Raw genomic sequence first — 26,745 nt, forward strand, 5'->3', positions numbered from 1 at the left:
GCCGTGGCAGAACAGACAGCACCCCCTCAGAGCACCGGCGCCCCCGACGCGCCGGTCACGGGCCCGCACAAGCCGGACTCCGCGGTCGTCCGGGACGCACTCGGCGTGGGCATAGCCGTGGGTCTCTCCGGCTTCGCCTTCGGAGTGACCTCGGCAGGCTCCGGACTGACCCTCCTCCAGACCTGCGCGCTGAGCCTCTTCGTCTTCACCGGCGCCTCCCAGTTCGCCCTGGTGGGAGCTCTCGCCGCCGGCGGCAACCCCTACACCGCCGCGGCCGGGGCGTTCTTCCTGGGCATCCGCAACGCCTTCTACGGACTGCGGCTCTCCCAGCTCCTCGCGCTGCCGCGCGCACTGCGCCCTCTCGCGGCCCAGTGGGTCATCGACGAGACGACGGCCGTCACCCTGCCCCAGCCCACCCGCCGTGCCGCACGCATCGGTTTCACCGTCACCGGGCTCACCCTCTACGTCCTGTGGAACCTGACCACACTGGCCGGCGCGCTCGGGGCCGAGGCACTCGGCGACACCGGTGCCTGGGGGCTGGACGCCGCCGGTCCCGCGGTCTTCCTCGCCCTGCTCGCGCCGATGCTCCGGAGCAGCACGGAGCGCGTCACGGCCGGCCTGGCGGTCCTGCTGCTCCTCGGCCTCCTGCCGGTGCTGCCGGCGGGCGCGCCCGTACTCGTGTCCGCGCTGGCGGCTCCCGTGGTCCTCTTCCTGCGGGGCCGGGGCAAGGACCCTGACGAGGCACGCTCCGAAGCCCCCACGACACCCCGGGAAGCGCGATGAACATCTGGATCGCCATAGGTCTCACCGCGGCCGGCTGCTATCTCGCGAAGCTCCTGGGACTGCTGGTGCCCGCGGGAGTGCTGGAACGCCCCCTCGTGCAGAGGCTCGCCGCGCTCCTGCCGGTGGCGCTGCTCGCGGCCCTCACCGCCCAGCAGACCTTCGGCCACGGGCAGCACCTGGTGCTGGACGCGAGAGCGGCCGGGCTCGCGGCTGCGGCCGTCGCCCTCATGCTGCGGGCCCCGTTCCTGGTCGTCGTCGGCTCCGCCGTCGTGGTCACCGCGGTGCTGCGCGCCCTGCTGTGAGACGGGGTGGCCGGGCTTCGCGCTCCGGGCCCCGCGCTCCGGGTCAGCTGATGTCGCGTCCGTACGCCCGCAGCGTCTGCAGCGCCTTCAGCGTCACGATCGGACGCCCTTCCAGGGCCGTTCCGGGTGCCCACTGACGCCAGTTGACCGGCCAGCCGCCGTCCGCCTGCTGCTCGGCCGCCAGATGGTCCAGGGAGCGCTCCAGTTCGGCGTCGCTGAACCAGCGGCGGGCGAGGGAACCGGGGGTCCTGGCGTAGTCGTGAGGGAAGTGGTGCTCATCAGGGGCGTAACCGGGCGCCACCGGGTAATCGGCGCGGTGCCTCGGATCCAGCACCACCAGCCGCTGGTCACGGACCAGTTGCCCCAGCCGTTCGGCGGCGGATTCGGCGCGGGCCCGGTCGGGGACACCGTCCAGGAAGGCGACGGCCGCCTCGATCTCGTACGGATGGGACCGTGCCAGTGAGTCGACGGCGGCCCAGCAGAAGTCGGTGGCCCTGAACAGCCAGGCGTGCCACACCTCGTTGCGGTGGAGCAACCCCACCACCGGACCCGTCGCCAGCAGTTCGGCGGGCGGGTCGTCCACCACGGGGACGAAGGGCGCCGCGGGGTAGCCGCGTTGCGAGGGGTGCAGCGCGGGCAGCGCGCCTTCCTTGGTCGACACGTCGGTGAGGTAGCGGCAGACCCGCTCCACACGCGGGCCACCGCAACGGCCGATCGAGTCGAGGACGCTCAGCGCGTGAGCGGTGTGCAGCGGCTGGCTCACGGGCCCCCGCAGATCGGGTTCGAGCGCGTGGCCGTAGCCCCCGTCGTCGTTCAGATAGGCGGCGAGCGCGGTTTCGACGGGATCCGCACCGCCTTCCAGGAAGAGATGGGCGAACCGCCGCTGTTCGAGGACACGTGCGGTGAGCCAGACGAACTGCTCGGCGCGGGCGAGGGCATGTGCTCCGGTTCCAGCCATGGACAGACCGTAGAGGGGAAAGCGCCCTCCGCAGTGGGCTCCCGGCCCGGCTGCACCCGTAGAGCGGGATACTGGGGGCATGCGGTTGACGATTTTCTGGGAACGGATGGCAGAGCACTTCGGCGAGGCGTACGCGGATTCCTTCGCGCGCGACCACGTCATGTCCGAGCTCGGCGGCCGCACGGTGCACGAGGCCCTGGCCGCGGGGTGGGAGGCCAAGGACGTGTGGCGGGGCGTCTGCACGGCGGTCGGTGTACCCCCCGACAAGCGCTGACGGGCACAGAAGGATGACGGGCGCCGAACCGGCTGACGCAGGGGGCGTCGGCCCCCGTACGGCCACCTCGGCGCCACCTGCCGGTGCCGGGCTGTCACAGCGGTGAGCGAGACTTGTCCCGTGGCACCGACAGACGAGACCGCCCAGACCCAGCCGCCCGCCTCCCCACCCGTCCCGCCGGCCGCTCCACCCGGTCCGCCACCCGGCGCCGGCCCCGCCCGCATGCCCGCCTGGCTGCCCCGCGCCATGGTCATGGCCCTCGCGCTCTACGGGTGTTTCCAGCTGGGCAGCTGGGCCTTCGACCAGCTCATCGGGCTGCTGACCAACATCCTGATCGCCTTCTTCCTGGCGCTGGCGATCGAACCGGCCGTCGGCCGTATGGCCGGACGGGGGATGCGGCGTGGACTCGCCACCTTCCTGGTCTTCCTCGGTGTGCTCGTCGCCGGGGTCGGTTTCGTCGTCCTGCTCGGCTCGATGCTCGCGGGGCAGATCGTCGACATGGTCGAGGAGTTCCCCAAGTACCTCGACTCGGTGATCAACTGGGTCAACCAGACCTTCCGCACCGAGCTCTCCCGGGTCGAGGTGCAGGACAGCCTGCTGCACTCGGACTGGCTCCAGCGCTATGTGCAGAACAGCGCGACCGGCGTGCTCGACGTCTCCACGACAGTGCTGGGCGGCCTGTTCAGGCTGTTGACGATCTTCCTGTTCTCGTTCTACTTCGCGGCCGACGGCCCCAGGCTGCGCAGGGCGCTGTGCTCCGTGCTGCCGCCCGCCCGGCAGGCGGAGGTCCTGCGCGCATGGGAGATCGCCGTCGACAAGACGGGCGGCTACATCTACTCACGCGGGCTCATGGCACTGATCTCGGGAGGCGCCCACTACATCCTGCTGGTGGTCCTGGGCGTGCCCTACGCACCGGCGCTCGCGGTCTGGGTGGGCCTCGTCTCGCAGTTCATCCCCACGATCGGCACCTACCTCGCCGGTGCGCTGCCCATGCTGATCGCCTTCACCGTCGACCCCTGGTACGCGCTGTATGTTCTCGGTTTCGTGGTGGTCTACCAGCAGTTCGAGAACTACGTACTCCAGCCCAAGCTCACGTCCAAGACGGTCGACATCCACCCTGCGGTCGCCTTCGGATCGGTGGTCGCCGGTACCGCGCTCATGGGGGCCGTCGGGGCGCTGGTCGCCATCCCGGCGGTGGCGACGCTCCAGGCATTCCTGGGCGCGTACGTGAAGCGCTACGCGGTGACGGACGACCCGCGGGTGCAGGGCGGCCACCGCTCGCGCCGGGGCGAGCCGGTGCTGTCGAGGATCCGACGGGCGGTGCGCGACCGGATCCGGCGGTGAGGCGTGCGCGTCGCCGGTATCCGTTGACATCGGCCGGGAGGCCCCGGTCCTGGACCTCCAGGAGATATCTCCAGGCTTCCTGGCTGCTGGCGTCGAGACCGGTGAATCCGTAGACCGGCGCCAGTTCCGCGGCGCGAAAGCCGTCCGGTTCACCGACGTCTTCGCCAGGTCGTAGAAGAAGGACACCCGGTAGGGCCCAGCTGGACCGCGACTCCCCGGCCGCGCCGCGGGTGCCTCCGGCCACCGGGGCGGCTCTTCCTGACGGGTCGCGCGTTTTTTGTCCCTATATAGGCAGAATTTAACAGGGCGACTGTGGGCCTTTGGTGCGCTCGTTGCCGGCCGGTGCGAGCCACTACCCTCGGCTGTGTCGGCCCGGCGTGGTGCGCTTGACACTAAAATCGAACATCCATTCTCATGGGATTCCGGCCGGGTTTTCCCGGGCCCGACCGTGGAGTTGTCCACAGGCCGGGAGGACGTCGAGGCCCATTGTCAGTGGCAGGGGTTAGCGTCTGTGACGTGAAGCGATCGACTCAAGCAAATCGGGTGGAACCCATGGCAGGAACCGACCGCGAGAAGGCGCTGGACGCCGCACTCGCACAGATTGAACGGCAATTCGGCAAGGGCGCGGTGATGCGCCTCGGTGAGCGGCCGAACGAGCCGATCGAGGTGATCCCCACAGGGTCCACCGCGCTCGACGTCGCACTCGGCGTCGGTGGTCTGCCGCGCGGCCGCGTGGTGGAGGTGTACGGACCGGAGTCCTCCGGTAAGACGACGCTGACGCTGCACGCAGTGGCCAACGCGCAGAAGCTCGGCGGCTCGGTGGCGTTCATCGACGCGGAGCACGCTCTCGACCCCGAGTACGCGAAGAAGCTCGGCGTCGACATCGACAACCTCATCCTCTCCCAGCCCGACAACGGTGAGCAGGCGCTGGAGATCGTGGACATGCTGGTCCGGTCCGGCGCGCTGGACCTGATCGTCATCGACTCCGTCGCGGCCCTGGTGCCCCGTGCGGAGATCGAGGGCGAGATGGGCGACTCGCACGTGGGTCTGCAGGCCCGTCTGATGAGCCAGGCGCTCCGTAAGATCACCAGCGCGCTCAACCAGTCCAAGACGACCGCGATCTTCATCAACCAGCTCCGCGAGAAGATCGGGGTGATGTTCGGCTCCCCGGAGACCACGACCGGTGGCCGGGCGCTGAAGTTCTACGCCTCGGTGCGTCTGGACATCCGCCGGATCGAGACGCTCAAGGACGGCACCGACGCGGTCGGTAACCGCACACGCGTCAAGGTCGTCAAGAACAAGGTCGCGCCGCCGTTCAAGCAGGCCGAGTTCGACATCCTCTACGGCCAGGGCATCAGCCGTGAAGGCGGTCTGATCGACATGGGCGTGGAGCACGGCTTCGTCCGCAAGGCCGGTGCCTGGTACACGTACGAGGGTGACCAGCTCGGCCAGGGCAAGGAGAACTCCCGCAACTTCCTCAAGGACAATCCCGACCTGGCCAACGAGATCGAGAAGAAGATCCTCGACAAGCTCGGCGTAGGGGTCCGTGCGGAGGACGCGGCCGAACCCGCCGCCGACGCTGCGGCTGCCTCAGGTGCTCCGGCCGACGGTGCCGCGAAGTCGGTGCCGGCTCCCGCGACCAAGGCCAAGACCACCAAGGCCGCGGCGGCCAAGAGCTAGGCCGTGACACGTCGCACGGAGTGGCCGGACGCCGGTGATGCCGGTGCGGGTTCCGGCCCCGAGTTCGCCGCAGAGCCCTCCGGGGACGCGCCGGAGCCCGGCCGGGGGGCCGGGTTCGGCGAGGGGGCGGGCCGTCGTTCCCGCTCCCGCTCCAGAAGCCGCGGTTCCCCCTCCTCGTCGAGGGCCGAGAAGGGGGAACCGCGAGACCCGGTCGAGCAGGCGCGCAACATCTGCCTGCGGCTGCTGACCGGGACCCCGCGGACCCGGAAGCAGCTGGCGGACGCACTGCGCAAGCGAGAGATCCCCGACGAGGCGGCGGAGGAGGTCCTGTCGAGGTTCGAGGACGTCGGGCTGATCGACGATGCGGCGTTCGCGGACGCATGGGTCGAGTCCCGGCACCACGGCAGAGGGCTCGCTCGCCGCGCTCTCGTAAGGGAGCTGCGTACCAAGGGGGTGGACTCCGCGGTGATCGACGAAGCGGTCGGGCAGCTCGATTCGGAACAGGAGGAGGACACCGCGCGGGAGCTTGTCGCCCGGAAGCTCCGCTCCACCCGAGGGCTGGACCGCGACAAGCGACTGCGCCGACTCGCCGGCATGCTCGCCCGCAAGGGGTACGGGGAGGGGATGGCCCTTCGTGTGGTGCGTCAGGCGCTCGAGGCTGAGGGGGAGGACACGGAAGGGCTGGACGAACCGTTCTGACGCGAGCGGGAGCGGGTGACCGGACGGCGGGAAACCCGGACGGGGGGACGGGGTGAGATCGAGGGGCGCGAGGGGCGGGCAGCCGGGACCTGATCGACGGGAAGGCCGACGCGGCGCGAACGCGGGCGGGGGAAAGCGCCGTGCTGTGCGAACGGGGGTCGGGGGGTCGTAGCCGAGCCGGTGCACGGGCGGGCGGGGCAGTTGTCGAATCGCATATGAGCGACGGTGCGGCCCGCAGCGGCACGGGTTGTGACGGTGGCGGAGGGGGCTACCGTCACAACCGGTGGGCGCCGTGACTGCCTGAGACGCTCAGGGGGCGCCATGACTCTGTGAGACGCCCAGTGCGCGCCGTGACTGCCCGGGACGCTCAGTGAGTGCCGTGAACACCTGCGATTCCGGGGGCTTAATGGCCTGCCTGAGCTGCCCGGCGGATCGTGGCGTCCAGGAGGGCCAGAGCCTCGGCGGCAGTGCGACCGGGCTGGCGGTTCCAGGGGCCGATCAGGCCGGTCCATCCCTGGGAGCGCAGCTCGGTGATGAGCCAGGCCCCGGCGCGGTCCACTGTGTCGAGGGACCCGTAACCGAGCCGGTGCGCGGTCAGCATGGCCCCGCAGAGGCAGCGCGCACCGCGGGCGTTTCGCAGGCGGTAGGGGGTGTTCTGCCAGCCCCACTCGGTGAGGATCCGCCGTGCGTGGCCGAGGTGGGTGGACGGGGGCACATCGGGTTGTCCGATGCGGCGCCACGCGTGGAAACGTTCGGGCAGTACGGCGCCGAGGCGTCCGGGCAGGGGCCGCTCCCGGGGGGCTGGAGCGGGTAGTGCCCGCAGGGACTCGTCGATCAGCTGGTCGACGGGCACGGACAGCAGGCCCCGCCAGTCGGCCGGAGGTACGGGCCTCGCCCCACCGCCCTGCACGGCAACGACGGGAGGCGGGCCGGCAGGCGCCGCCGCAACGGCCGGCGGGCTCGCAGGCTCGGGATCCGCAGGCTCCGGATCGAGCAGCAGGGGCGGTGGGCCCGCATGGTCCGGGCTCGCAGGCTCCGGAGCGGTGCGGTCCCAGCCTGTGACGATGCGCTGCCAGGCCTCCGTCGCGTGCAGGCGGGAGACTTGTGCGTCGAGCTGGTCCGGGGTGAGCTGAGAGGTTTCCATCGGCGCGACATCTCCGTACATTCCGGTCCTCAGTGATGAGGAGAATGTCCGTCGCGCGCGGCGATTGCTCCACCGGGGAGCAGCGTTCGGGTGTGTCAGGTGCTCATTCGGGTTGACGAAGGCGGGGGAGGCCGACGGGGGCCGCGACCACGTGCAGGCCGGTATCGGGATGACCGGTACCGGACTGCACGGGGGAAGCCGCGCGCTCCTGTCAGGGAGTGACCGGGAGCCCGGCGGCGCGCCAGGCCTGGAAGCCGCCGGTCAGATCGGTGGCCCGGTGGAGCCCCAGCTGGTGCAGGGAGGCGACCGCGAGACTCGACGCGTAGCCCTCGTTGCAGATCACCACGATCCGCAGATCGTGGCTCACCGCCTGCGGGGCACGGTGACTGCCCTGGGGGTCGAGTCGCCATTCCAGCTCGTTGCGCTCGACGATCAGCGCCCCGGGGATCACGCCGTCCTGCTCACGGAGAGCCGCGTAACGGATGTCGACGAGCAGGGCGCCCTCCGCAGCCTCGGCGGCGGCCTGTTCGGGGCCGATGCGCTCGTAATCCTCCCGGACCCGTTCCAGCAGTTCGTCGATGCCTGACGGCTTCGGCCGGTTCTCTTCCACGGAGCTCACTGCCAGTCCTCGGGGCGCTCGGTCTGCTCCAGGCGCAGCACCGCACCCGTGCGGCTGTACCTGCGGATCTGCGGAAGCGGCGGGTAGTAGGCGTGCACCGACACGGCGTGCTCGTGCCCGGACTCGTTGAGCACTTCGTGCACGTGGTGCCGCCCGAACGCCCTGCCCTGACCGGTCGCCAGCAGCCGGGTCCGGTCGACGCCCTCGCTCAGTTCGAGGGTTTTCCAGCCGTCCGTGGGGAGCCGGGCGGCCAGCGAGAGTTCCCTGAGGGCACCGGCGGCGACGGTGAACGCCCCCGTCGACTCCGCGTGGTCGTGCCAGCCTGTGCCCGTGCCGGGCGGCCAGCTGATCAGCCACGCCTCGCTCCCGCCGGGGCCGTCGAGCCGTAGCCAGGTACGCCCCTCAGGGTCGAGCGGCAGCGAGGAGATGAGTGCGGTGTCCTGCGCGGTCCGGCGGACGAAGTCGAGCAGTTCCGCGGCGGTAGGTGCCGGAACACGGGCGCTGCCCTCCGTGGCGGCGGCACTGCTCGTGCCGCCGGGGCCAGGGGCGGGGGCCGCGACTGCGGAAGTGGCGTCCAGGGGTGTGGCATCCGCACCGGTGGCGTCCGCGGGCGTGGCATGCGCGGCAGTGTTGTCCACGCGTGTGGCGTTGCGGGCGGTGCCGTCCACGGGGGTGCTCGCGGGCCTGTCCACGCCGACGGTGGATGCGGGTGTGGCGGAGGAGGGAGAGGGTGCAGACACAGGGGCCGTCCTGAGAAGTTCGCAAGGAAGCACGGCCGCGCGGAGAACAGCACGACGTGCCGGAGGGAAGCGATTCAGCAGGACGGGCGACACACGCAGCCCGCATAGCGGACGAGGTCCATATGGACCCTCCGCCACAGGCGCACATCGGTGTCGGTCATGATCTGGAGTACACCATGCGCGCCTGTGGCGGTCAATTGACGTCCGCGGTCCGGTCGGAGCGCGTGGTGGTGCGGGCCCCGTCCGCGTGCGCCGGGCCCGCACCACCCCCGCGCACGGCGTCGGCCGCGGCGAAGAGCTCCGCCGGCCGCACGCCGCTGAAAGCAGCCACGAGATGCCCGTCCGGCCTGACCAGCAGGACCGTGTGGGCGGTGGCTCCGGGGTAGCTCTCGGTCACCAGCAGCTCGGCCTTCACCGGCAGGGCGTCCACCGCCTCGACGAGCCGGGGCATGACACCCGCGGTCAGCCAGTGCCTCCGGTCCCACACCCCGGTGCCCGGTGCGATCAGGATCACCAGCAGGTGCCCCTGGTCCAGCCGCTCGCGCAGCCGGACCGCCGTCCCGTCGGGCGCGGTCACCCGCACATCCGCGACCGGCGCACCAGGGGCCGTACCCACCGCGACGTGGCCCTCGGCGGGTTGAGGCGAAAGGGGGGATTGCGTGTACGAAGGGGGCGCGCCCAGAGGGCCGCACCCCAGATGCCCGTCTGCCAGCAGGGTGTCGTGCCCGCGCGCGCTGCCGGGCACGAGCGTCCGGAGGCCCGCACCGCCCCGCAGTATCGGCAGCGACTGGTCGGCCGCCCGGAGCCTGGAGGCCACTGCGGCCCGTCGCTCGGCCTGGTAGCTGTCGAGCAGCAGCTCGCCGGCGTCCTGATGCCAGGCCCGCGCGAGCTTCCAGGCCAGGTTCTCGGCGTCCCGCAGCCCTTCGTCCAGCCCCTGGGTTCCCAGCGCACCCAGCAGATGCGCGGCGTCCCCGGCCAGGAAGGCACGCTTGGACCGCCAGCGCCGGGCCAGCCGGTGGTGCAGCGTGTAGACGCCGGTGTCCAGCAGTTCGTAGGCGGGCGTCTCACCGCACCAGCCCGCGAGCGTGTCGCGGATGCGCGTGATCAGGGCGTCGGGGGTGACGAGTTCGCCGCGTGGCGGAAGGAGCCAGTCCAGCCGCCAGACACTGCCTGGCAGCGGCCGTGCGGTGACTTCCGCGCCCCCGGAACGCCAAGGCGGAGCCCGGTGGAGCACGGCCTCGCCGGGCCAGGGCAGCTCGGCGCGGAGCGCGGCGACAGCGTGCCGTTCCACCGCCGTACGGCCGGGAAACCTGATGTCCAGCAACTTGCGTACGGTGGATCGAGCCCCGTCGCAGCCCACGAGGTAGCTTCCCCGCCACCAGGTCGACCCGGGCTCCCGGGTGTGCACCGTGACTCCGTGATCGTCCTGCTCCAGGGTGTCGATCCTGCTCAGCGGCACCATGCTGACCAGATCCCGCGCGGCGACCGCGGCGCGCAGCCCCCGGGTCAGCGCGTGCTGGGGAAGGTGTACGGGTGAGGGGAGCGGGACGGTGCCCTGCTCCTCGCCCAGCGGAACGGCCCGCACCAGTTGCTTGCGGCGGACCGAGCGCCAGCCGGTCCAGCGCAGACCCTCGCCGGGCAGGGACGAGCAGCCGAGGCGTTCCATCAGGTCCGCGGTGTCCTCGCGCAGGACCACGGTGCGGGCGGGGCGGAGCTCGTCGTTGCCCGGGCCTTCGTCGAGCACGACGGACGGGACGCTCTGGGCGGCGAGGGCGAGCGACAGCGACAGGCCGACCGGCCCGGCGCCGACGATGATCACCGGGTCCACGGTGTGAACCCTCCGGCGCCGTTCGTCGAGGTCGAGGGGGAGGAGGGGGTTGCGGCGGCGGTGGTTCGGGGCGGGATCACAGAACGTATGCAACCTACTGACGGTGCATGCGTCAAGTGACCAGGGAACGTGGCGGGGGGCGCGGCGTGAGCGCCGCGCCCCCCGGGTGGAGACGGTGTGGACCGGCCGTCAGACCTTGTCCACACCACCGGACTTGACCGGCGGGGCCTCGATGGTCTGGAGGCCGCCGCCGGGCGCGGCACCGACGACGGCACCCGTGCCCTTCTTGGCCCGTCGCAGCCTGCTCTCCAGCCAGCTCGCGAAGGAGGTCAGAGCGAAGTTCAGCGCGATGTAGATCAGCGCGATGATCGTGAAGCACGCGATGGTGTTCGCGCCGTAGTTGGCGCTCATCGGACGGACCGAGGCCAGCAGCTCGGGGAACGTGAGCACGGCGCCGCCGAGGGCGGTGTCCTTCACGATGACCACGATCTGGCTGACGATGGCGGGCAGCATCGCGGTGACCGACTGAGGCAGCAGCACATACCGCATGGTCTGGCCCTTGCGCATGCCGATGGCCTTCGCGGCGTCGGTCTGCCCGTGCGGAAGGGAGAGGATTCCGGCCCGCACGATCTCGGCGAGCACCGAGGCGTTGTACAGCACCAGTCCCGTGACGACCGCGTACAGCAGGCGCTGGTCGGTGGCGATGTCGGTGAACTCCGCGTAGGCGGCGTTCGCCGTGATCATCAGGATCAGGACGGGGATGGCGCGGAAGAACTCCACCACGACGCCGGCGGGCATGCGCACCCAGCGGTGGTCGGAGAGCCGGCCGATGCCGAACAGTGCCCCGAGAGGCAGGGCGATGAGCAGGGCGAAGAACGCCGCCTTGAGCGTGTTCTGGAACCCGGGCCAGATGTAGGTCTCCCACGGCTGCGGGCTCGTGAAGAACGGCTCCCACTTGACCCAGTCGAGCTGGTGCTTCTCGTCGAGACTGGTGTAGACCCACCACGCCACCGCGGCGAGGACCGCGAGGAAGACGACGGTGTACAGGATGTTGCGCTGCTTGGCGCGGGGTCCCTGTGCGTCGAAGAGGACGGACGTCGTCATCGCTTCACCGCCACCTTCTTGCTCACCCAGCCGAGCAGAAGCCCGGTCGGGAGGGTGAGGCAGACGAATCCGAACGCGAAGACGGCGGATATGAGGATCAGTTGGGCTTCCGCTTCGATCATGTCCTTCATGAGGTACGCCGCTTCGACCACGCCGATCGCCGCAGCGACGGTGGTGTTCTTGGTCAGCGCGATCAGCACGTTGGCCAGCGGGTTCACGACCGAACGGAATGCCTGCGGGAGAATGATCAGTCGCAGGACCTGGGTGAAGTTCAGCCCGAGCGCGCGCGCCGCCTCGGCCTGTCCGGTCGGCACCGTGTTGATGCCCGACCGCAGCGCTTCGCACACGAAGGCGGCGGTGTAGAGGGCAAGCGCGAGAACGGCCAGCCGGAAGTTGATGACCTCGAAGTCCCCGCCGCCACCGAGTTCGACCTGCAGGGTCTGGAAGAGGCCCAGCGAGGCGAAGACGATGATCACGGTCAGGGGGATGTTGCGGATGATGTTCACATAAGCGGTACCGAAACCGCGCATCAGGGGGACCGGGCCGACCCGCATACCGGCCAGCAGCGTTCCCCATATGAGGGAACCGAGGGCGGAGTAGACGGTGAGCTTCACCGTCACCCAGAAGGCCCCCAGTAGGTCGTAACCTTCAAGAAAGTCGAACACGATCTCCCGTGCTTCCACGTGTGGGGAGGGCTCGGCGCGCCGCCGTCTCTGCGGCGGCGCACCTCGTCAGCCCGTCTTCGGACCGCCTGGCGGGCGGGAGACCTACTTGACGACGTCGCCGATCTTCGGCGCGGCCTCGTTCTTGTAGTTGGCGGGGCCGAAGTTGGTCTCGACCGCCTTGTCCCAGGAGCCGTCCGAGACCATCTTGGTCAGCGCGGCGTCGATCTTCTTCTTGAGGTCGGCGTCGCCCTTCTTGAGGCCGATGCCGTAGTTCTCGTTGGTCATCTTGAAGCCGGCCAGCTTGAACTTGCCCTTGTGGACGTCCTGCGCCGCGTAGCCGGCAAGGATCGAGTCGTCCGTCGTCAGGGCGTCGATGGCCTTGTTCTCCAGGCCGGTGAGGCACTCGGAGTAGCCGCCGTAGTTCTGCAGCTGGGCCTTCGGGGCCAGCTTCTCCTTGACGTTCTTCGCGGAGGTCGAACCGGTGACGGAGCAGAGACGCTTGTCGTTGAGGTCCTCGGGCGACTTGATGGAGTTGTCGTCGGCGCGGACGAGGACGTCCTGGTGCGCGAGGAGGTACGGACCCGCGAAGTCGACCTTCTGCAGGCGCTCGTCGTTGATCGAGTACGTCGCGGCGATGAACTTCACGTCGCCGCGCTCGATCGCGGTCTCGCGGTCCGCGCTCTTCGTCTCGACGAACTCGATGTTCTTCGCCTCGTAGCCGAGCTCCTTGGCGACGTACGTCGCGACGTCCACGTCGAAGCCGGTGAACTTGCCGTCCGGCGTCTTCAGGCCGAGACCGGGCTGGTCGATCTTGATGCCGATGGTGATCTTCTCGCCACCACCGGAACCCGCGGCGTCGTCCTTCTCGTCGGAACCACAGGCGGTGGCGGTGAGGGCGAGGGCGAGCACGGCGGCCGAGGCGGCGGTGACCTTACGAAGCTGCATGATGGGATTCCCCTGGGTTGGAACGATGTGAGTGATCAGCTGGTCCTGAGCCCAGCCGTGCGGGATCAGTGGTGAAGGATCTTCGACAGGAAGTCCTTCGCCCGGTCGCTGCGCGGGGCACTGAAGAACTGGTCCGGCGTGGCCTCTTCGACGATCTTTCCGTCGGCCATGAAGACGACCCGGTTGGCCGCCGAGCGGGCGAAGCCCATCTCGTGGGTGACGACGACCATCGTCATCCCCTCCCGGGCCAGCTGCTGCATGACCTCCAGGACCTCGTTGATCATCTCCGGGTCGAGCGCCGACGTGGGCTCGTCGAAGAGCATGACCTTCGGGTCCATCGCCAGCGCCCGGGCGATCGCCACGCGCTGCTGCTGACCGCCGGAGAGCTGCGCCGGGTACTTGTCGGCCTGCACCCCGACGCCCACGCGGTCGAGCAGCGCCCTGGCCTTCTCCTCGGCCAGCTTCTTGTCCGTCCTGCGGACCTTGACCTGGCCCAGCATCACGTTCTCGAGCACCGTCTTGTGCGCGAAGAGATTGAACGACTGGAAGACCATGCCGACATCGGCACGCAGCCTGGCGAGCTCCTTGCCCTCCTGGGGAAGCGGCTTGCCGTCGATCGAGATCGCGCCCGAGTCGATCGTCTCCAAGCGGTTGATCGTGCGGCACAGCGTGGACTTCCCGGACCCGGAGGGCCCGATGACTACGACGACCTCGCCGCTGGCGATGGTCAGGTCGATGTCCTGGAGCACATGCAGCGCGCCGAAGTGCTTGTTGACGTTGCTCAGTACGACAAGGTCGTCACCCGCGGGTGCGGCATCCTCGGCGGCCTTGTTCACTGAAACTCCGCTCATCGGCTTCTTGCTCCGTCCTCCTCGGTTAGGGAAGGACCCTAGTGACGCAGTGCGATCAGCGTCATTACATCTGAGCGGAAATTGAGCATAACGATCCGGCCGCAACCGGACACACCGCGTGAACGGGACGCCACGGGCTGCTCGGAGGCGTACCGGGTGGGTAACGGAAACCTGGTGGTAACGGGCCGGGGCTTGACTGTCGTACCCGTCATCGGCGTGGATGCCTGGTGCGGGATGACGTGAATCGTCGGCGTACGGGAAGATTCGCCGGGCTGAACAGGGTGTACGGTCACGCACGGTTCCCGGACCGCGTGAGGACCTTCGAGAACGAGGCGGAGAGGGGACCCATGAGACTGCTGCTCGTCGAGGACGACGACCATGTCGCGGCGGCCCTGTCCGCCGTGCTCGCACGGCACGGCTTCCAGGTCGTCCACGCCCGCAGCGGCGAGGAGGCCCTGCAGGCGCTGCTGCCGGCCGAGCGTGAACCGTTCGGAGTCGTGCTCCTCGACCTGGGGCTGCCCGACCAGGACGGCTACGAGGTGTGCGGGAAGATCCGCAAGCGCTCGGCGATCCCCGTGATCATGGTGACCGCCCGGTCCGACGTCCGCTCACGGATCCACGGCCTCAACCTCGGCGCCGACGACTACGTCGTGAAGCCCTACGACACCGGTGAGCTCCTGGCCCGCATCCACGCGGTCGCCCGGCGCAGGCCGTCCGGTGAGGACACCGGCCCGACCCCGCTCGCCGCCCTGCTGCTCGGCCCCGTCCGGATCGAACTGCCCACCCGCAGGGTCAGCGTCGGCGATCACGAGGTCCAGCTCACCCGCAAGGAATTCGACCTGCTCGCGCTGCTCGCGCAGCGCCCCGGTGTCGTGTTCCGCCGCGAGCAGATCATCAGCGAGGTGTGGCGGACCAGCTGGGAGGGGACGGGCCGCACCCTCGAGGTGCACGTGGCGTCGCTGCGCTCCAAGCTCAGGCTGCCCGCCCTGATCGAGACCGTACGGGGCGTCGGCTACCGGCTCGTCCCGCCGCCGGCCTGAGGACGTACGTACCCGGTGCGCACCCGCCTGCTTCCCCTGCTCCTCATCCTGATGGCCGCCGTGCTGCTGGCCCTCGGCTTCCCGCTCGCCGTGCGGGTGGCCGCCGCCGAACAGCAGCGGGTCGTCATCGACCGCATCGACGACACTGCGCGCTTCGGCGCACTGGCCCAGTTCGTCAGCGAACCCGTCGGGGGGACCGACGACCGCCATCGGACCCTGCAGACCGAACTCGAGGCATACGACTCGGTGTACGGAATCCGTGCCGGGGTCTTCTACCGGGACGACCGCGCCCTCGCCAAGGCCCCCGCCACCTGGTCCCTGCCCGCCGAGGGTGAGGGGCGCGAGGCGTTCCAGGAAGCCCTGCTCGGCCGCCGTTCGCACGATCCGCCGCAGGTCTGGCCCTGGCAGAGCGACCGCATAGCCGTCGCCTCCCCGGTCGTACGCGACGGTGACGTGGTCGCCGTCGTGGTGACCGACTCACCCACCGGGGACATGCGGTCCCGCATACTCCGCGGCTGGCTGCTCCTCGCCCTCGGCGAGGCCCTGGCGCTGCTCGTGGCCGTGGGAGCCGCCTTCCGCCTCACCGGATGGGTACTGCTGCCCGTACGCATCCTGGACGCGGCCACCCACGACATCGCCAGCGGACGCATGAGGTCCCGCGTTGTCGCCTCCGGCGGGCCCCCGGAACTGCGCCGGCTCGCTCGCTCCTTCAACGAGATGGCCGACAACGTCGAGCAGGTGCTGGAGCAGCAGCGCGCCTTCGTCGCCGACGCCTCGCACCAGTTGCGCAACCCGCTGGCCGCGCTGCTCCTGCGCATCGAGCTGCTCGCCCTCGAACTCCCCGAGGGCAACGAGGAGATCGCCTCCGTCCGCACGGAGGGCAAGCGCCTCGCCCAGGTCCTCGACGACCTGCTGGACCTGGCACTGGCCGAACACGCCGCGGCGGATCTCCAGGTCACGGACATCGGCGCGCTCACCGGTGAACGCGTCGCCTCGTGGAGGCCGCTGGCCGAGGAGAAGGGCGTACGGATGACGCTGGACGGTACTCCCGCGGTGACCGGCTGGGCCGATCCGATCGCCCTGTCCAGCGCCCTGGACGCCGTCATCGACAACGCGCTGAAGTTCACCCCGGCAGGGGAGGAGGTCCGTGTCACGGTGGGTACGGACGGCACCACCGCCACGATCGTCGTCGCCGACCGCGGGCCCGGGCTGACCGAACAGGAGCTGGAGCGCGTCGGTGACCGGTTCTGGCGCAGCGGCCGGCACCAGAACGTCAAGGGGTCGGGGCTCGGACTCTCCATCTCGCGCGCCCTGCTCGCCGCGGGCGGCGGATCGATCGGCTACTCCACGCACGAACCGCACGGCTTGCGCGTCACGGTCACCGTGCCGCGCCACCCCCTGCACGCGTGAGCCGGGCAGCAGCAGCAGCGGCGGCGGGCGGTCAGGGCTTGGCCGAGCGGTAGTAGCGCTTGGCGCCCTCGTGCAGCGGCAGCGGATCGGTGTAGATCGCCGTCCGCAGATCCACCAGCTGCGCCGAGTGCACCTCACGCCCGATCTTGTCGCGGCTGTCTATCACGGTGCGGGTGAACGCCTCCGTGGTCAGCGCCTCGGTGCGGTCGGTGGTGATCAGCAGGTTGGAGACCGCGACCGTCTGCACCGCCTGCCCCTGCTGGGCGTCGTGGTAGGCGTCGGCCGGCATCACGGCCGAGCGGTAGTAGCGGGTGGATCCGCCGGCCGCCTGGAGCTTGCTGATCACCGGGTCCTCCAGCGGGACCAGCCGGATCGCGAACTTCTCCGACAGGTCCTGGACCGCGGCGGTGGGCAGCCCGCCGGACCAGAAGAACGCGTCCAGCCGGCCGTCCGCCAGCCTCTTGGGCATCGTGTCGATCCCGGCATGGACCGGGGCGATGTCCGCCGCCGGATCGAGCCCCGCAGCCTTCATCAGCCGGTCGGCGACGAGCAGGACCCCGGAACCCTTCTGCCCCACGCCCACCCGCTTGCCGCGCAGATCGGCGGTCCGGCGCACGTCGGAGTCCCTGGGCACGACCAGCTGGACGTAGTCGTCGTACAGCCGGACACAGCCCCGCAGCCGCCCTGCGCCCGGCTTCCCGCTCTGCAGATACGTGGCGACGGCGTCGGCGGTGGCTATCGTGAAGTCCGCCTTGCCCGTCGCGACCCGCTCGACGTTCTGCTGGGAGCCCTCGCTGTTCTGCAGCTCTATCGAGACCTTGGGCATGTCCTTGGCCAGCGCGCGCTCCAGCCGCTGGCCGTAGCGCTGGTAGACCCCGCTGCGCACGCCCGTGGAGAACGTGAGCGAACCGCTCGGCTCGTCCTCGCCGATCGGGAGGACCCACCACAGCAGCAGTCCGAGCACGACGGCGACGGCGGCGCCTCCCCGAAGGGTGCGTCGCCGGCCGAACCGGGACAGTGCGTGCAGCATGGCGCGATCCTGCCAGCCCGTGCTCCCTCCTGGCCAGGCCGGATCATGGGCACGGGCTCCGGCGGAGGGACAGGCGCCGTCACCGCCTACCCTTGTTCCATGACCAGCGGCAACCGGAGCGAAGCAGTGGACGTCCAGAAGAGCTACGAGGTACGCACTTACGGGTGCCAGATGAACGTCCACGACTCCGAACGCTTGTCGGGGCTGCTGGAGGGCGCCGGATACGTGCGCGCCCCCGAGGGCTCCGACGGCGACGCCGACGTGGTCGTCTTCAACACCTGCGCGGTGCGTGAGAACGCCGACAACAAGCTCTACGGCAACCTCGGCCGTCTCGCCCCCATGAAGACGAAGCGCCCCGGGATGCAGATCGCCGTCGGGGGCTGCCTGGCCCAGAAGGACCGCGACACGATCGTCGAACGCGCTCCATGGGTGGACGTCGTCTTCGGCACGCACAACATCGGCAAGCTGCCGGTCCTCCTGGAGCGCGCCAGGGTTCAGGAGGAGGCGCAGGTCGAGATCGCCGAATCCCTGGAGGCGTTCCCCTCCACGCTGCCCACCCGCCGCGAGTCCGCCTACGCGGCCTGGGTCTCGATCTCCGTGGGCTGCAACAACACCTGTACCTTCTGCATCGTCCCGGCCCTGCGTGGCAAGGAGAAGGACCGCCGCACCGGGGACATCCTCGCCGAGATCGAGGCGCTCGTCGCCGAGGGCGTCAGCGAGATCACCCTGCTCGGCCAGAACGTGAACGCCTACGGCTCCGACATCGGCGACCGCGAGGCGTTCTCCAAGCTGCTGCGCGCCTGCGGCACCATCGAGGGCCTGGAGCGCGTCCGCTTCACCTCGCCCCACCCGCGTGACTTCACCGACGACGTGATCGCCGCCATGGCCGAGACGCCGAACGTCATGCCCCAGCTCCACATGCCGATGCAGTCCGGTTCGGACACGATCCTCAAGGCCATGCGCCGGTCGTACCGCCAGGAGCGGTTCCTGGGGATCATCGACAAGGTGCGCGCCGCGATGCCCGACGCCGCCATCTCCACCGACATCATCGTGGGCTTCCCCGGCGAGACCGAGGAGGACTTCGAGCAGACCATGCACGCGGTGCGTGAGGCGCGCTTCGCCAACGCCTTCACCTTCCAGTACTCCAAGCGTCCCGGGACCCCCGCGGCCGACATGGAGGGACAGATCCCCAAGGAGGTCGTCCAGGAGCGCTACATGCGCCTGTCCGCCCTCCAGGAGGAGATCTCCTGGGAGGAGAACAAGAAGCAGGTCGGGCGTGTGCTGGACGTCATGGTCGCCGAGGGCGAGGGCCGCAAGGACGGCGCGACCCACCGGCTGTCCGGCCGGGCTCCCGACAACCGGCTCGTCCACTTCACCAAGCCCTCCCAGGACGTACGTCCCGGGGACGTGGTGACCGTCGAGATCACCTACGCCGCCCCCCACCACCTGCTCGCCGAGGGTGCGCCCCTGGGCGTCCGGAACACCCGGTCGGGAGACGCCTGGGAGAAGCGCACTGCGGCTCCCGCCGCCCGGCCCGCCGGAGTCATGCTCGGCCTGCCCGGCGTCGGCGCCCCCGCGCCGCTCGCCGCGACCGCCACCCCGGGGTGCGGCTGCGACTGAGTACGCTGACCGGCATGCTTGTCGCCGCCGCCGTCTGCCCCTGCCCGCCGCTCCTGGTCCCGGAGGTCGCCGAGGGCGCCGGGCCCGAGCTGGACACGGCGAGAGCCGCGTGTCTCGACGCCCTGGGTGTGCTCGCCGCCGCGGAACCGGATCTGCTGATCGTGACCGGGCCCGCCGGGCCGGAGGGACGCGGTCCGTTCCCCCAGGGTTCGGCGGGCTCCTTCGCCGGATTCGGCGTCGGCCGCACCGTACGGCTGGGGGACGCCCCCGCCGGGTCGCCCGCACCGGAGCGTGCGCTGCCGGCGTCCCTCGCCGTCGGGGCCTGGCTCCTGGAGCACGCCCGGTGGGCCGCCGCCCCCGTCGAGGGGCTCGGAGTGGCTGAGCCGCTGGCCGCCGGCCGCTGCCTGACGGCCGGAGCGGACCTGGCGGCCAGGGCGGAGCGTGTGGCCCTGCTCGTCATGGGTGACGGCAGCGCCTGCCGCACGGTCAAGGCACCCGGCTACCTCGACGAGCGGGCGGTGGACTTCGACGCGGCGGCGGCCCGTGCGCTGGGCAACGCCGACCTGACCGCGCTGAAGGCCCTGGACGAGTCGCTCGCGTACGAACTGAAGGCGTCGGGCCGGGCGCCCTGGCAGGTCCTCGCGGGCGCGGCCGAGGGCGCCGGCCTCGACGGGAAGCTGCTGTACGAGGACGCTCCGTACGGCGTGGGATACATGGTCGCCGCCTGGTCCTGAGCCGACGCCGGGACGGACCGGCTCCGATCCCCGCACCGGACGGACCGGCCCGGTGCCCTGCCTGTCCGGGGAACGGAGCCCGCACGGGGACGACCGAGCCTCCAGGAAAACGGATGAGGGCCGTGGAGCGGTGATCGCTCCACGGCCCTCGACTCCGTCGATACCCGGGTCAGGAGGCGGGCGGCGGCGGTGGCGTGCCGCCCTCGTTCTTGTGCCCCAGGCGGTCGACCGCGTCCTTGGCCTTCTGAGTGCCGGACACGATCTTGTCGCTGTACTTTCCCTTGGTCCTTTGGTCGACCGTGCGTGCGGCCTTGTCGAGGCCCTGGTCGATCTTGCCCCCGTGCTGCTGCGCGAGGTCGCCGACCTTCTCCTTGGCCGGGGCCAGCTTGGCCTTCAGGTTGTCCAGGAAACCCATGGGTCACCTTCCGTGCTGGGGGGACTGTCGTCACATTTTACTCGCCACAGGGCGAACGCGCGTGACTCGCCGTGTCCGCGCGCGTGGGAGGAGTGTGCGGTCCGGTCGGGACGGGTGTCGAAGTGCGGGAGACTGTGCGGGTGAGAAGACCAGCTGCCGCCCCCCGCGTGATCACCGTCGTCGGTCCCACCGCGGCCGGAAAGTCCGATCTGGGGGTCTTTCTCGCCCAGCAGCTCGGCGGCGAGGTCGTCAACGCCGACTCCATGCAGCTCTACCGCGGCATGGACATCGGCACGGCGAAGCTCACCCTCCCCGAGCGTGACGGAGTCCCGCACCACCTGCTGGACATCTGGGACGTGACCGAGGCCGCGAGCGTCGCCGAGTACCAGCGCCTGGCCCGTGCGGAGATCGACCGGCTGCTGGCGGAGGGGCGGACGCCCGTCCTGGTGGGCGGTTCCGGCCTCTACGTGAAGGGCGCCATCGACGCACTGGACTTCCCGGGTACGGACCCCGGCGTGCGCGCCAGACTCGAACAGGAACTGACCGAACAGGGCTCCGGCGCCCTGCACTCCCGGCTCGCGGCGGCGGACCCCGGGGCCGCCCGCGCGATCCTGCCCAGCAACGGGCGCCGTATCGTGCGGGCACTGGAGGTCATCGAGATCACCGGAAAGCCCTTCACGGCCAACCTCCCGGGCGACGAACCCGTCTACGACGCCGTGCAGATCGGGGTGGACGTCGAGCGGCCCGAACTCGACGAGCGGATCACCACCCGGGTGGACCGGATGTGGGAAGCCGGGCTCGTGGACGAGGTGCGCGCACTGGAGGCCGAAGGGCTGCGCGAGGGCCGTACCGCCTCCCGCGCGCTCGGCTACCAGCAGGTGCTGGCGGCGCTCGCGGGGGAGTGCACGCAGGACGAGGCGCGCGCCGAGACCGTACGGGCCACCAAACGCTTCGCGCGCCGTCAGGACTCGTGGTTCCGGCGCGACCCGCGCGTCCGGTGGCTGAGCGGTGCCGAGGAACAGCGTGCGGAACTCCCGCACCGGGCGCTGGCGTTGGTCGAACGAGCGGTCACAGCCTGATCACGTGATGGCATCGGGAAGCTCCGCCCGTCATTTCGGCGGCCGGGACCGTGCCATCATCGAGCATCGATCGACCAGTGGAGTCCGAGTTGGGAGGGCGCGTGGCGATGGAGGCCGGCCCTCGCGACACAGACCGAGACGCACCGGATGTGCGGCACGAGGCAGGACGTCTGAGCCCTGACGGGCCCGACGAGCACGACGTGGCCCCCGAGGTCGAGGTCGAGCTCCGTCCCGCCCGCCGCCTGCGCATCTGGCAGATCGCGCCGATCGTGGTGCTGGCGGCTGTCGGCTCCCTGATGTTCGCCTTCCCGCTCGCTTTCGAGTTCGGTGACGGCGGTGCCGTCGTGGCGATGCTGGGACTCCTGATCAGCTCCTGCGCCGCAGGCTGGGGCATGATGGCGGCCCGCCGCGTGGGCCACACCTGGCCCGGCTTCACGGACAAGGAGACGGGCGGACGCCCCGACTGGCGCGTGATCACGCTGTACGTGATCCTCTGCGCGGTTCTCGTCGCCCTGGCCGTCTGGCGCGTGGCACGCCTGCGCTGATGCGCGGGTGCGGGGCCGGACCGGCGGGCCGCCGGCGGAGCCTCGTACAGTTGCCTCGTGAGCACTTCGCAGATCGCCTTCCTCAAGGGTCATGGGACCGAGAACGACTTCGTGATCGTTCCCGACCCCGACAACGCCCTCGACCTGCCGGTTCCCGTCGTCGCCCGGCTCTGTGACCGCCGCGCGGGCATCGGCGGCGACGGCCTGCTGCACGTCGTGCGGTCGGCGGCCCACCCCGAGGCGCGGGACATGGCCGGCGAGGCCGAGTGGTTCATGGACTACCGCAACGCGGACGGCTCCGTCGCCGAGATGTGCGGAAACGGCGTGCGCGTCTTCGCCCGCTACCTGCAGCGCGCCGGGCTCGTCGCCGAAGGCGATCTGGCCGTCGCCACCCGGGGCGGCGTCAAGCGGGCGCACCTCGCGAAGGACGGCGACGTCACGGTGTCCATGGGGCGGGCAGCGCTGCCCGAGGACGGCGTCACCGTCTCGGTGGACGGCCGCAGCTGGGACGCCCGCAACGTGAACATGGGCAATCCGCACGCGGTCGCGTTCGTCGAGGACCTCGACCACGCCGGTGACCTCCTCTCCGTACCGCCGTTCAGCCCGCCGTCCGTCTACCCCGACGGCGTCAACATCGAGTTCGTCGCGGACCGGGGCCCACGGCACGTCGCGATGCGTGTCCACGAGCGCGGCTCCGGCGAGACCCGCTCCTGCGGCACGGGCGCCTGCGCCGTGGCCGTCGCCGCCGCACGCAGGGACGGCCTGGACCCGGCGCTGACCGGCGCTCCCGCGACGTACACCGTGGACCTCCCCGGCGGCACCCTGGTGATCACCGAACATCCGGACGGCGGGATCGACATGACCGGGCCTGCCGTGATCGTCGCCGAAGGCGTGATCGACTCCTCCTGGCTCGAAACGATGATCGGTTAGAGCTTCGCTCGAATGGGTGATCCGTTTCACGCTGGGCGAGAGCTGGACTGCGCCACGTGGTGGGGTCGATAGCATCAAGCACCGGCCCGGGGGTGTATCCGCACCTCTCCACCGCCGGTCGACGTTGCCGGAGGTGCCCCATGAGCGCAGAGGCCACCAATCCAGGTGCTCCCCTTCGCAAGCGCGGTCGTCCACGGATCGATCTGCGCAGGCTGGGCCGTGTCGCCCTGCTCGGGCCGGTCTCCCGTGACCGGCTGCCCGATGCCATCGGGCACGTCGCGGAGGCCCACCGGGCACACCATCCGGACGCCGACCTGACCATCCTGCACAGGGCCTACGTCCTGGCCGAGTCCTCCCATCGCGGCCAGATGCGCAAGAGCGGCGAGCCCTACATCACCCATCCGCTCGCGGTGACCCTGATCCTCGCCGAACTCGGCGCGGAGACGACCACTCTGACCGCCTCCCTCCTCCACGACACGGTCGAGGACACGGATGTGACGCTCGATCAGGTGCGGGAGGAGTTCGGCGACGAGGTCTGCTACCTCGTGGACGGCGTCACCAAGCTCGAGAAGGTCGACTACGGAGCCGCCGCCGAGCCGGAGACCTTCCGCAAGATGCTGGTCGCCACCGGCAACGACGTGCGGGTGATGTCCATCAAGCTGGCCGACCGGCTGCACAACATGCGCACCCTCGGTGTCATGCGCCCCGAGAAGCAGGCCAGGATCGCCAAGGTCACGCACGACGTACTCATTCCGCTCGCCGAACGCCTCGGGGTGCAGGCGCTCAAGACCGAGCTGGAGGACCTCGTCTTCGCGATCCTCCAGCCGCGGGAGTACGAGCGGACCCAGGCTCTGATCGCCGCGTGGGCCGACGCGCAGGATCCGCTCACGGACATCGCCGACAGTGTCAGGACGACCCTCCGTGAAGCCGGTATCAGCGCCGAAGTCCTCATCAGACCGCGGCACTTCGTCTCGGTCCACCGGGTGCGGGCCAAACGTGGCGAGATGCGGGGCACCGACTTCGGCCGGCTCCTGGTGCTCGTCGGCGACGACGCCGACTGCTACGCGGTCCTGGGTGAACTGCACACCTGTTTCACACCGGTGATCTCCGAGTTCAAGGACTTCATCGCGGCCCCCAAGTTCAACCTCTACCAGTCGCTGCACACGGCCGTCGTCGGACCCGAGGGCGCCGTGGCCGAAGTCCTCATCCGTACGCACCGGATGCACAAGGTCGCCGAGGCCGGTGTCGTCGCCCTCGGCAATCCCTACACCCAGGACGGCGGCACCGCCGCCCACCAGGCGGAACCCGCCGACGGCGAGCGGGCCGACCCGACCAGGCCCGGATGGCTCTCCCGGCTCCTGGACTGGCAGGAGTCCGCCACCGACTCCGACACCTTCTGGACCACCCTGCGCGCCGATCTCGCACAGGACCGGGAGATCACCGTCTTCCGGACCGACGGAGGGACCCTCGGGCTGCCCGCGGGCGCCAGCTGCGTCGACGCCGCCTACGCGCAGTACGGCGACGAGGCGCACACCTGTATCGGTGCCCGCGTCAACGGGCGGCTGGCCACGCTGAGCACCGTGCTGAACGACGGCGACACCGTGCAGCTGCTGCTCGCCCAGGACAGTTCGTCCGGCCCCTCCCCGGAGTGGCTCGACCATGCCCGTACCCCGGCCGCCCGGATCGCGATCACCGCGTGGCTCGACGCCCATCCGGCCACCGCACAGGGGTCCCACGGAAACCGCCCCGCGACCCCGAGGCCGCAGAGCCAGCCGGCCGACGAGGCGCCGAACGGCCGGGGCAGGGCGGGCGGCCCGCCTCCCAGCGTGGTCGTGGACGCCCCGGGCGCGCAGGCCCGGCTCGCCGGCTGCTGCACCCCGGTCCCGCCCGACGTCGTCGTCGGCTTCACGGTCCGCGGCGGGGCCGTCACCGTCCACCGCGAGGAGTGCCCGGCGGTGGGGCGCATGCGCGCGCTCGGCAGGGCGGCCGTCGGGGCCCGGTGGAACGACCCGGGCGAGTGGAGCGCCACCACCGACTACCGGGTCACCCTGGTCGCCGAGTCCTTCGGACGCCCCCGGCTGCTCGCCGACCTCACCGAGGCCATCGCCACCGCGGAGGCGGCCATCGTCGCCGCGACTGTCGAACCGCCCAGCGAGCAGCGCGTCCGGCACACCTACACGCTGCAACTGCCGGACGCCGCCGGACTGCCCGGACTCATGCGGGCGATGCGTGACGTGCCGGGGGTCTACGACGTCAGCAGGGCACAGCAGCCCGCCGCGACTGGCTGAGCCCCTCCCGCCGCTTCTTGCCGGTCCCCGGGCACCCCGTTCGGGTGGTGCGGCGCGCGCCACCTCGGTGCGGACGGTGCGCGCTGGTAGCCGTAGTCCATGCCGCTCACCTCCCGCCGCCTGCGCGCCGCTCTCCTGGCCACCGCATCGGTCACCCTCGTCGCCGCCACCCTGCCCGCACCCGAGCCGCTCGGCATCGGCGACCGTCTCTTCCCCCACCTCGGCAACCCCGGCTACGACGTGCTCGCGTACGACGTCTCGCTCACCTACAAGGGCAGCAACAGCAAGCCGCTCGACGCGGTCACCACCATCGAGGCGCGGAGCACGGCGCCCCTGGAGCGCATCAACCTCGACTTCGCCCGGGGCACCGTCCGTTCCGTCGAAGTCGACGGGCTGGAGGCGGAGTTCGCCTCGGCGGGGGAGGACCTGGTCGTCGACACCCCCGCCCGGCTACCGGCCGGTGCGCCCGTGCGGATCACCGTCCGGCACACGAGCGACCCCTCGGGGGACGAGGCCAACGGGGGCTGGGTCCGGACCTCGGACGGGCTCGCGATGGCCAACCAGGCCGACGCCGCGCACCGGGTGTTCCCGGGCAACGACCACCCCGCAGACAAGGCGTACTTCACCTTCCGGGTGACCGCGCCGAAGGACCTCACGGTCGTGGCCGGAGGCCTCCTCGCGGGAAAGCGTGACGCGGGGGGCGCGACCACCTGGACCTACCGGACCCATCACCCCATGGCGACCGAGCTGGCCCAGGTGTCCATCGGCCGCTCCGCCGTCCTGCGGCGCACCGGGCCCGGCCGACTGCCCGTACGCGACGTGGTTCCCGCCGCCGACCGCGCGAAGCTGGAGCCCTGGCTGCGGAAGACCCCGGGGCAGCTCGCGTGGATGGAGGAGCAGGTCGGGCCCTACCCCTTCGAGACGTACGGACTGCTGGTCGCGGACACCGAGACGGGCTTCGAGCTGGAGACCCAGACGCTCTCCCTTTTCGAACGCTCCCTGTTCACCGGGACCGGTCACCCCGAGTGGTACGTCGACTCGGTCATGGTGCACGAGCTCGCCCACCAGTGGTTCGGCAACAGCGTCTCGCCGATGTCCTGGTCCGACCTGTGGCTCAACGAGGGACACGCCACCTGGTACGAGGCGCTCTACGCTGAGCAGCACGCCCGCAAGCCCATGGAGCGGCGGATGCGCGAGGCCTACGCGCGCTCCGACGCCTGGCGCGCCGCCGGAGGTCCGCCGGCCCGTCCCCAGGTACCGTCGCCCGACCACAAGATCAGCCTGTTCAGGCCGGTCGTGTACGACGGCAGCGCGCTCGTCCTCTACGCGCTGCGTCAGGAGATCGGAGCGGCCGCGTTCGACCGCCTGGAGCGGACCTGGGTGCGTGCGTACCGGGACACGTCGGCGACGACGCGGGAGTTCACGACCCTGGCTTCGGGGATCGCGGGCCGGGACCTGTCGGCGTTCTTCGACGGCTGGCTGTACGGGACGAAGACCCCGCCGATGCCGGGGCACCCGGACTGGCGCAGCGGGACGCCCCGCGCCGCGACGGCCCCGCAGAGCCCGGCCCGTGCACCGAAACCGGAGTGACGGGGCGGGCGGGGACATGCCACTATCGACGCGTCGGCACGGCGGCCGGCCGGTGGCTCCCAACCTCGGGAATCATCCGGCGGCGTCACGCGTTGTGACTGACGTAACGGACTTCTATCGACGTAAGG

The 26,745-nt window shown here is 70.8% G+C and carries 27 protein-coding genes and 1 pseudogene; 15 read left to right on the top strand and 13 right to left on the bottom strand.

What is annotated here, in order from left to right; all coding sequences use genetic code 11:
• The first annotated feature begins 3 nt into the window (after nucleotides 1–3).
• Together ABZY45_RS24505 and ABZY45_RS24510 are read left to right on the top strand one after the other, a co-directional pair.
• Nucleotides 4–783 (top strand): AzlC family ABC transporter permease, encoded by a 780-nt coding sequence (locus ABZY45_RS24505; RefSeq protein ID WP_356743008.1) that lies wholly within the window; start codon nucleotides 4–6, stop codon nucleotides 781–783.
• A complete protein-coding gene (locus ABZY45_RS24510) occupies nucleotides 780–1,085 on the top strand; it encodes an AzlD domain-containing protein (protein ID WP_356743009.1) in 306 nt (101 codons plus the stop codon). Before ABZY45_RS24505 ends, ABZY45_RS24510 begins: the two co-directional genes overlap by 4 nt.
• A gap of 43 nt (nucleotides 1,086–1,128) precedes the next feature.
• Here the strand turns inward: ABZY45_RS24510 and ABZY45_RS24515 are convergent, their stop codons facing one another.
• Nucleotides 1,129–2,043, bottom strand: coding sequence for a hypothetical protein (locus tag ABZY45_RS24515; protein ID WP_356743011.1), 915 nt, complete (start codon nucleotides 2,041–2,043; stop codon nucleotides 1,129–1,131).
• Nucleotides 2,044–2,122: 79 nt separating this feature from the next.
• Between ABZY45_RS24515 and ABZY45_RS24520 the strand changes: the two genes are divergently transcribed.
• Nucleotides 2,123–2,317: a DUF3046 domain-containing protein gene (locus ABZY45_RS24520; RefSeq protein WP_356743012.1), complete on the top strand. Its 195-nt coding sequence runs from the start codon at nucleotides 2,123–2,125 to the stop codon at nucleotides 2,315–2,317.
• A gap of 222 nt (nucleotides 2,318–2,539) precedes the next feature.
• A complete protein-coding gene (locus ABZY45_RS24525; RefSeq protein WP_356743376.1) occupies nucleotides 2,540–3,661 on the top strand; it encodes an AI-2E family transporter in 1,122 nt (373 codons plus the stop codon).
• Between the two features lie 13 nt (nucleotides 3,662–3,674).
• On the opposite strand, the pseudogene ABZY45_RS24530 reads toward ABZY45_RS24525, so the two are convergent.
• A pseudogene (locus ABZY45_RS24530) lies at nucleotides 3,675–3,785 on the bottom strand (short-chain dehydrogenase); the annotation flags it as partial.
• Nucleotides 3,786–4,213: 428 nt separating this feature from the next.
• Here ABZY45_RS24530 and recA point away from each other — a divergent pair.
• Both recA and recX read left to right on the top strand, forming a co-directional pair.
• The gene (gene recA / locus ABZY45_RS24535) at nucleotides 4,214–5,341 is read left to right on the top strand and encodes a recombinase RecA (protein ID WP_356743013.1); all 1,128 of its coding nucleotides are present in this window, start codon (nucleotides 4,214–4,216) and stop codon (nucleotides 5,339–5,341) included.
• 3 nt (nucleotides 5,342–5,344) lie between these two features.
• Nucleotides 5,345–6,040, top strand: coding sequence for a recombination regulator RecX (gene recX, locus ABZY45_RS24540; RefSeq protein WP_356743014.1), 696 nt, complete (start codon nucleotides 5,345–5,347; stop codon nucleotides 6,038–6,040).
• Nucleotides 6,041–6,443: 403 nt separating this feature from the next.
• Here recX and ABZY45_RS24545 read toward each other — a convergent pair whose 3' ends face one another.
• The 9 genes from ABZY45_RS24545 to ABZY45_RS24585 all read right to left on the bottom strand — a co-directional run bounded on the left by ABZY45_RS24545 (nucleotide 6,444) and on the right by ABZY45_RS24585 (nucleotide 13,936).
• A complete protein-coding gene (locus tag ABZY45_RS24545; RefSeq protein WP_356743016.1) occupies nucleotides 6,444–7,184 on the bottom strand; it encodes a hypothetical protein in 741 nt (246 codons plus the stop codon).
• Between the two features lie 211 nt (nucleotides 7,185–7,395).
• Complete coding sequence (locus tag ABZY45_RS24550) at nucleotides 7,396–7,809, bottom strand: rhodanese-like domain-containing protein (RefSeq protein ID WP_356743378.1); 414 nt, start codon at nucleotides 7,807–7,809, stop codon at nucleotides 7,396–7,398.
• On the bottom strand, nucleotides 7,800–8,381 hold the full coding sequence (locus ABZY45_RS24555) for a cysteine dioxygenase (protein ID WP_356743380.1): 582 nt from the start codon (nucleotides 8,379–8,381) through the stop codon (nucleotides 7,800–7,802). Before ABZY45_RS24555 ends, ABZY45_RS24550 begins: the two co-directional genes overlap by 10 nt.
• Nucleotides 8,382–8,617: 236 nt before the next feature.
• Nucleotides 8,618–8,704 carry a putative leader peptide gene (locus ABZY45_RS24560; RefSeq protein WP_311605579.1) on the bottom strand — a complete coding sequence of 29 codons (87 nt, stop codon included), beginning with the start codon at nucleotides 8,702–8,704 and terminating at the stop codon, nucleotides 8,618–8,620.
• Nucleotides 8,705–8,736: 32 nt separating this feature from the next.
• Nucleotides 8,737–10,371: an FAD-dependent monooxygenase gene (locus tag ABZY45_RS24565; RefSeq protein ID WP_356743381.1), complete on the bottom strand. Its 1,635-nt coding sequence runs from the start codon at nucleotides 10,369–10,371 to the stop codon at nucleotides 8,737–8,739.
• Nucleotides 10,372–10,560: 189 nt separating this feature from the next.
• Entirely contained in the window at nucleotides 10,561–11,475 is a 915-nt protein-coding gene (locus ABZY45_RS24570; protein ID WP_356743017.1) for an amino acid ABC transporter permease, read from the bottom strand.
• Nucleotides 11,472–12,140, bottom strand: coding sequence for an amino acid ABC transporter permease (locus tag ABZY45_RS24575; protein ID WP_356743019.1), 669 nt, complete (start codon nucleotides 12,138–12,140; stop codon nucleotides 11,472–11,474). Before ABZY45_RS24575 ends, ABZY45_RS24570 begins: the two co-directional genes overlap by 4 nt.
• A gap of 102 nt (nucleotides 12,141–12,242) precedes the next feature.
• Nucleotides 12,243–13,085: a glutamate ABC transporter substrate-binding protein gene (locus ABZY45_RS24580; protein WP_356743020.1), complete on the bottom strand. Its 843-nt coding sequence runs from the start codon at nucleotides 13,083–13,085 to the stop codon at nucleotides 12,243–12,245.
• Nucleotides 13,086–13,150: 65 nt separating this feature from the next.
• Entirely contained in the window at nucleotides 13,151–13,936 is a 786-nt protein-coding gene (locus ABZY45_RS24585; protein ID WP_356743022.1) for an amino acid ABC transporter ATP-binding protein, read from the bottom strand.
• A gap of 347 nt (nucleotides 13,937–14,283) precedes the next feature.
• On the opposite strand from ABZY45_RS24585, the gene ABZY45_RS24590 reads away from it, so the two are divergent.
• Both ABZY45_RS24590 and ABZY45_RS24595 read left to right on the top strand, forming a co-directional pair.
• Nucleotides 14,284–14,976, top strand: coding sequence for a response regulator transcription factor (locus ABZY45_RS24590; protein ID WP_356743024.1), 693 nt, complete (start codon nucleotides 14,284–14,286; stop codon nucleotides 14,974–14,976).
• Between the two features lie 15 nt (nucleotides 14,977–14,991).
• The gene (locus tag ABZY45_RS24595; protein ID WP_356743026.1) at nucleotides 14,992–16,386 is read left to right on the top strand and encodes a HAMP domain-containing sensor histidine kinase; all 1,395 of its coding nucleotides are present in this window, start codon (nucleotides 14,992–14,994) and stop codon (nucleotides 16,384–16,386) included.
• 31 nt (nucleotides 16,387–16,417) lie between these two features.
• On the opposite strand, the gene ABZY45_RS24600 is transcribed toward ABZY45_RS24595, so the two are convergent.
• Nucleotides 16,418–17,416, bottom strand: coding sequence for a TAXI family TRAP transporter solute-binding subunit (locus ABZY45_RS24600; RefSeq protein WP_356743028.1), 999 nt, complete (start codon nucleotides 17,414–17,416; stop codon nucleotides 16,418–16,420).
• Between the two features lie 99 nt (nucleotides 17,417–17,515).
• Here ABZY45_RS24600 and miaB point away from each other — a divergent pair, with 99 nt between their 5' ends.
• On the top strand, nucleotides 17,516–19,036 hold the full coding sequence (miaB, locus tag ABZY45_RS24605; RefSeq protein WP_356743030.1) for a tRNA (N6-isopentenyl adenosine(37)-C2)-methylthiotransferase MiaB: 1,521 nt from the start codon (nucleotides 17,516–17,518) through the stop codon (nucleotides 19,034–19,036).
• Nucleotides 19,037–19,050: 14 nt separating this feature from the next.
• Complete coding sequence (locus ABZY45_RS24610) at nucleotides 19,051–19,770, top strand: class III extradiol dioxygenase subunit B-like domain-containing protein (RefSeq protein WP_356743032.1); 720 nt, start codon at nucleotides 19,051–19,053, stop codon at nucleotides 19,768–19,770.
• Between the two features lie 169 nt (nucleotides 19,771–19,939).
• On the opposite strand, the gene ABZY45_RS24615 is transcribed toward ABZY45_RS24610, so the two are convergent.
• A complete protein-coding gene (locus ABZY45_RS24615) occupies nucleotides 19,940–20,185 on the bottom strand; it encodes an antitoxin (protein ID WP_356743034.1) in 246 nt (81 codons plus the stop codon).
• Between the two features lie 140 nt (nucleotides 20,186–20,325).
• Between ABZY45_RS24615 and miaA the strand changes: the two genes are divergently transcribed.
• The 5 genes from miaA to ABZY45_RS24640 all read left to right on the top strand — a co-directional run bounded on the left by miaA (nucleotide 20,326) and on the right by ABZY45_RS24640 (nucleotide 26,617).
• On the top strand, nucleotides 20,326–21,264 hold the full coding sequence (gene miaA / locus ABZY45_RS24620) for a tRNA (adenosine(37)-N6)-dimethylallyltransferase MiaA (RefSeq protein WP_356743036.1): 939 nt from the start codon (nucleotides 20,326–20,328) through the stop codon (nucleotides 21,262–21,264).
• 107 nt (nucleotides 21,265–21,371) lie between these two features.
• A complete protein-coding gene (locus ABZY45_RS24625) occupies nucleotides 21,372–21,809 on the top strand; it encodes a hypothetical protein (RefSeq protein WP_356743382.1) in 438 nt (145 codons plus the stop codon).
• Nucleotides 21,810–21,866: 57 nt separating this feature from the next.
• On the top strand, nucleotides 21,867–22,739 hold the full coding sequence (gene dapF, locus ABZY45_RS24630) for a diaminopimelate epimerase (protein ID WP_356743038.1): 873 nt from the start codon (nucleotides 21,867–21,869) through the stop codon (nucleotides 22,737–22,739).
• Between the two features lie 140 nt (nucleotides 22,740–22,879).
• On the top strand, nucleotides 22,880–25,027 hold the full coding sequence (locus ABZY45_RS24635) for an HD domain-containing protein (protein WP_356743040.1): 2,148 nt from the start codon (nucleotides 22,880–22,882) through the stop codon (nucleotides 25,025–25,027).
• Between the two features lie 99 nt (nucleotides 25,028–25,126).
• Nucleotides 25,127–26,617 (top strand): M1 family metallopeptidase, encoded by a 1,491-nt coding sequence (locus ABZY45_RS24640; RefSeq protein ID WP_356743042.1) that lies wholly within the window; start codon nucleotides 25,127–25,129, stop codon nucleotides 26,615–26,617.
• The last annotated feature ends 128 nt before the right edge of the window (nucleotides 26,618–26,745 follow it).

This window comes from Streptomyces sp. NPDC006516 (assembly GCF_040611875.1).
GTDB lineage: Bacteria > Actinomycetota > Actinomycetes > Streptomycetales > Streptomycetaceae > Streptomyces.

Excerpts from the sequence above, each read along its gene's own strand:
- ABZY45_RS24510 (WP_356743009.1), top strand. The coding sequence starts at position 780 with ATGAACATCTGGATCGCCATAGGTCTCACCGCGGCCGGCTGCTATCTC.
- ABZY45_RS24515 (WP_356743011.1), bottom strand. The coding sequence starts at position 2,043 with ATGGCTGGAACCGGAGCACATGCCCTCGCCCGCGCCGAGCAGTTCGTC.
- ABZY45_RS24520 (WP_356743012.1), top strand. The coding sequence starts at position 2,123 with ATGCGGTTGACGATTTTCTGGGAACGGATGGCAGAGCACTTCGGCGAG.
- ABZY45_RS24525 (WP_356743376.1), top strand. The coding sequence starts at position 2,540 with ATGCCCGCCTGGCTGCCCCGCGCCATGGTCATGGCCCTCGCGCTCTAC.
- recA (WP_356743013.1), top strand. The coding sequence starts at position 4,214 with ATGGCAGGAACCGACCGCGAGAAGGCGCTGGACGCCGCACTCGCACAG.
- ABZY45_RS24545 (WP_356743016.1), bottom strand. The coding sequence starts at position 7,184 with ATGGAAACCTCTCAGCTCACCCCGGACCAGCTCGACGCACAAGTCTCC.
- ABZY45_RS24560 (WP_311605579.1), bottom strand. The coding sequence starts at position 8,704 with ATGACCGACACCGATGTGCGCCTGTGGCGGAGGGTCCATATGGACCTC.
- ABZY45_RS24570 (WP_356743017.1), bottom strand. The coding sequence starts at position 11,475 with ATGACGACGTCCGTCCTCTTCGACGCACAGGGACCCCGCGCCAAGCAG.
- ABZY45_RS24580 (WP_356743020.1), bottom strand. The coding sequence starts at position 13,085 with ATGCAGCTTCGTAAGGTCACCGCCGCCTCGGCCGCCGTGCTCGCCCTC.
- ABZY45_RS24585 (WP_356743022.1), bottom strand. The coding sequence starts at position 13,936 with ATGAGCGGAGTTTCAGTGAACAAGGCCGCCGAGGATGCCGCACCCGCG.
- ABZY45_RS24590 (WP_356743024.1), top strand. The coding sequence starts at position 14,284 with ATGAGACTGCTGCTCGTCGAGGACGACGACCATGTCGCGGCGGCCCTG.
- ABZY45_RS24600 (WP_356743028.1), bottom strand. The coding sequence starts at position 17,416 with ATGCTGCACGCACTGTCCCGGTTCGGCCGGCGACGCACCCTTCGGGGA.
- miaB (WP_356743030.1), top strand. The coding sequence starts at position 17,516 with ATGACCAGCGGCAACCGGAGCGAAGCAGTGGACGTCCAGAAGAGCTAC.
- ABZY45_RS24610 (WP_356743032.1), top strand. The coding sequence starts at position 19,051 with ATGCTTGTCGCCGCCGCCGTCTGCCCCTGCCCGCCGCTCCTGGTCCCG.
- ABZY45_RS24615 (WP_356743034.1), bottom strand. The coding sequence starts at position 20,185 with ATGGGTTTCCTGGACAACCTGAAGGCCAAGCTGGCCCCGGCCAAGGAG.
- ABZY45_RS24625 (WP_356743382.1), top strand. The coding sequence starts at position 21,372 with ATGGAGGCCGGCCCTCGCGACACAGACCGAGACGCACCGGATGTGCGG.
- ABZY45_RS24635 (WP_356743040.1), top strand. The coding sequence starts at position 22,880 with ATGAGCGCAGAGGCCACCAATCCAGGTGCTCCCCTTCGCAAGCGCGGT.
- ABZY45_RS24640 (WP_356743042.1), top strand. The coding sequence starts at position 25,127 with ATGCCGCTCACCTCCCGCCGCCTGCGCGCCGCTCTCCTGGCCACCGCA.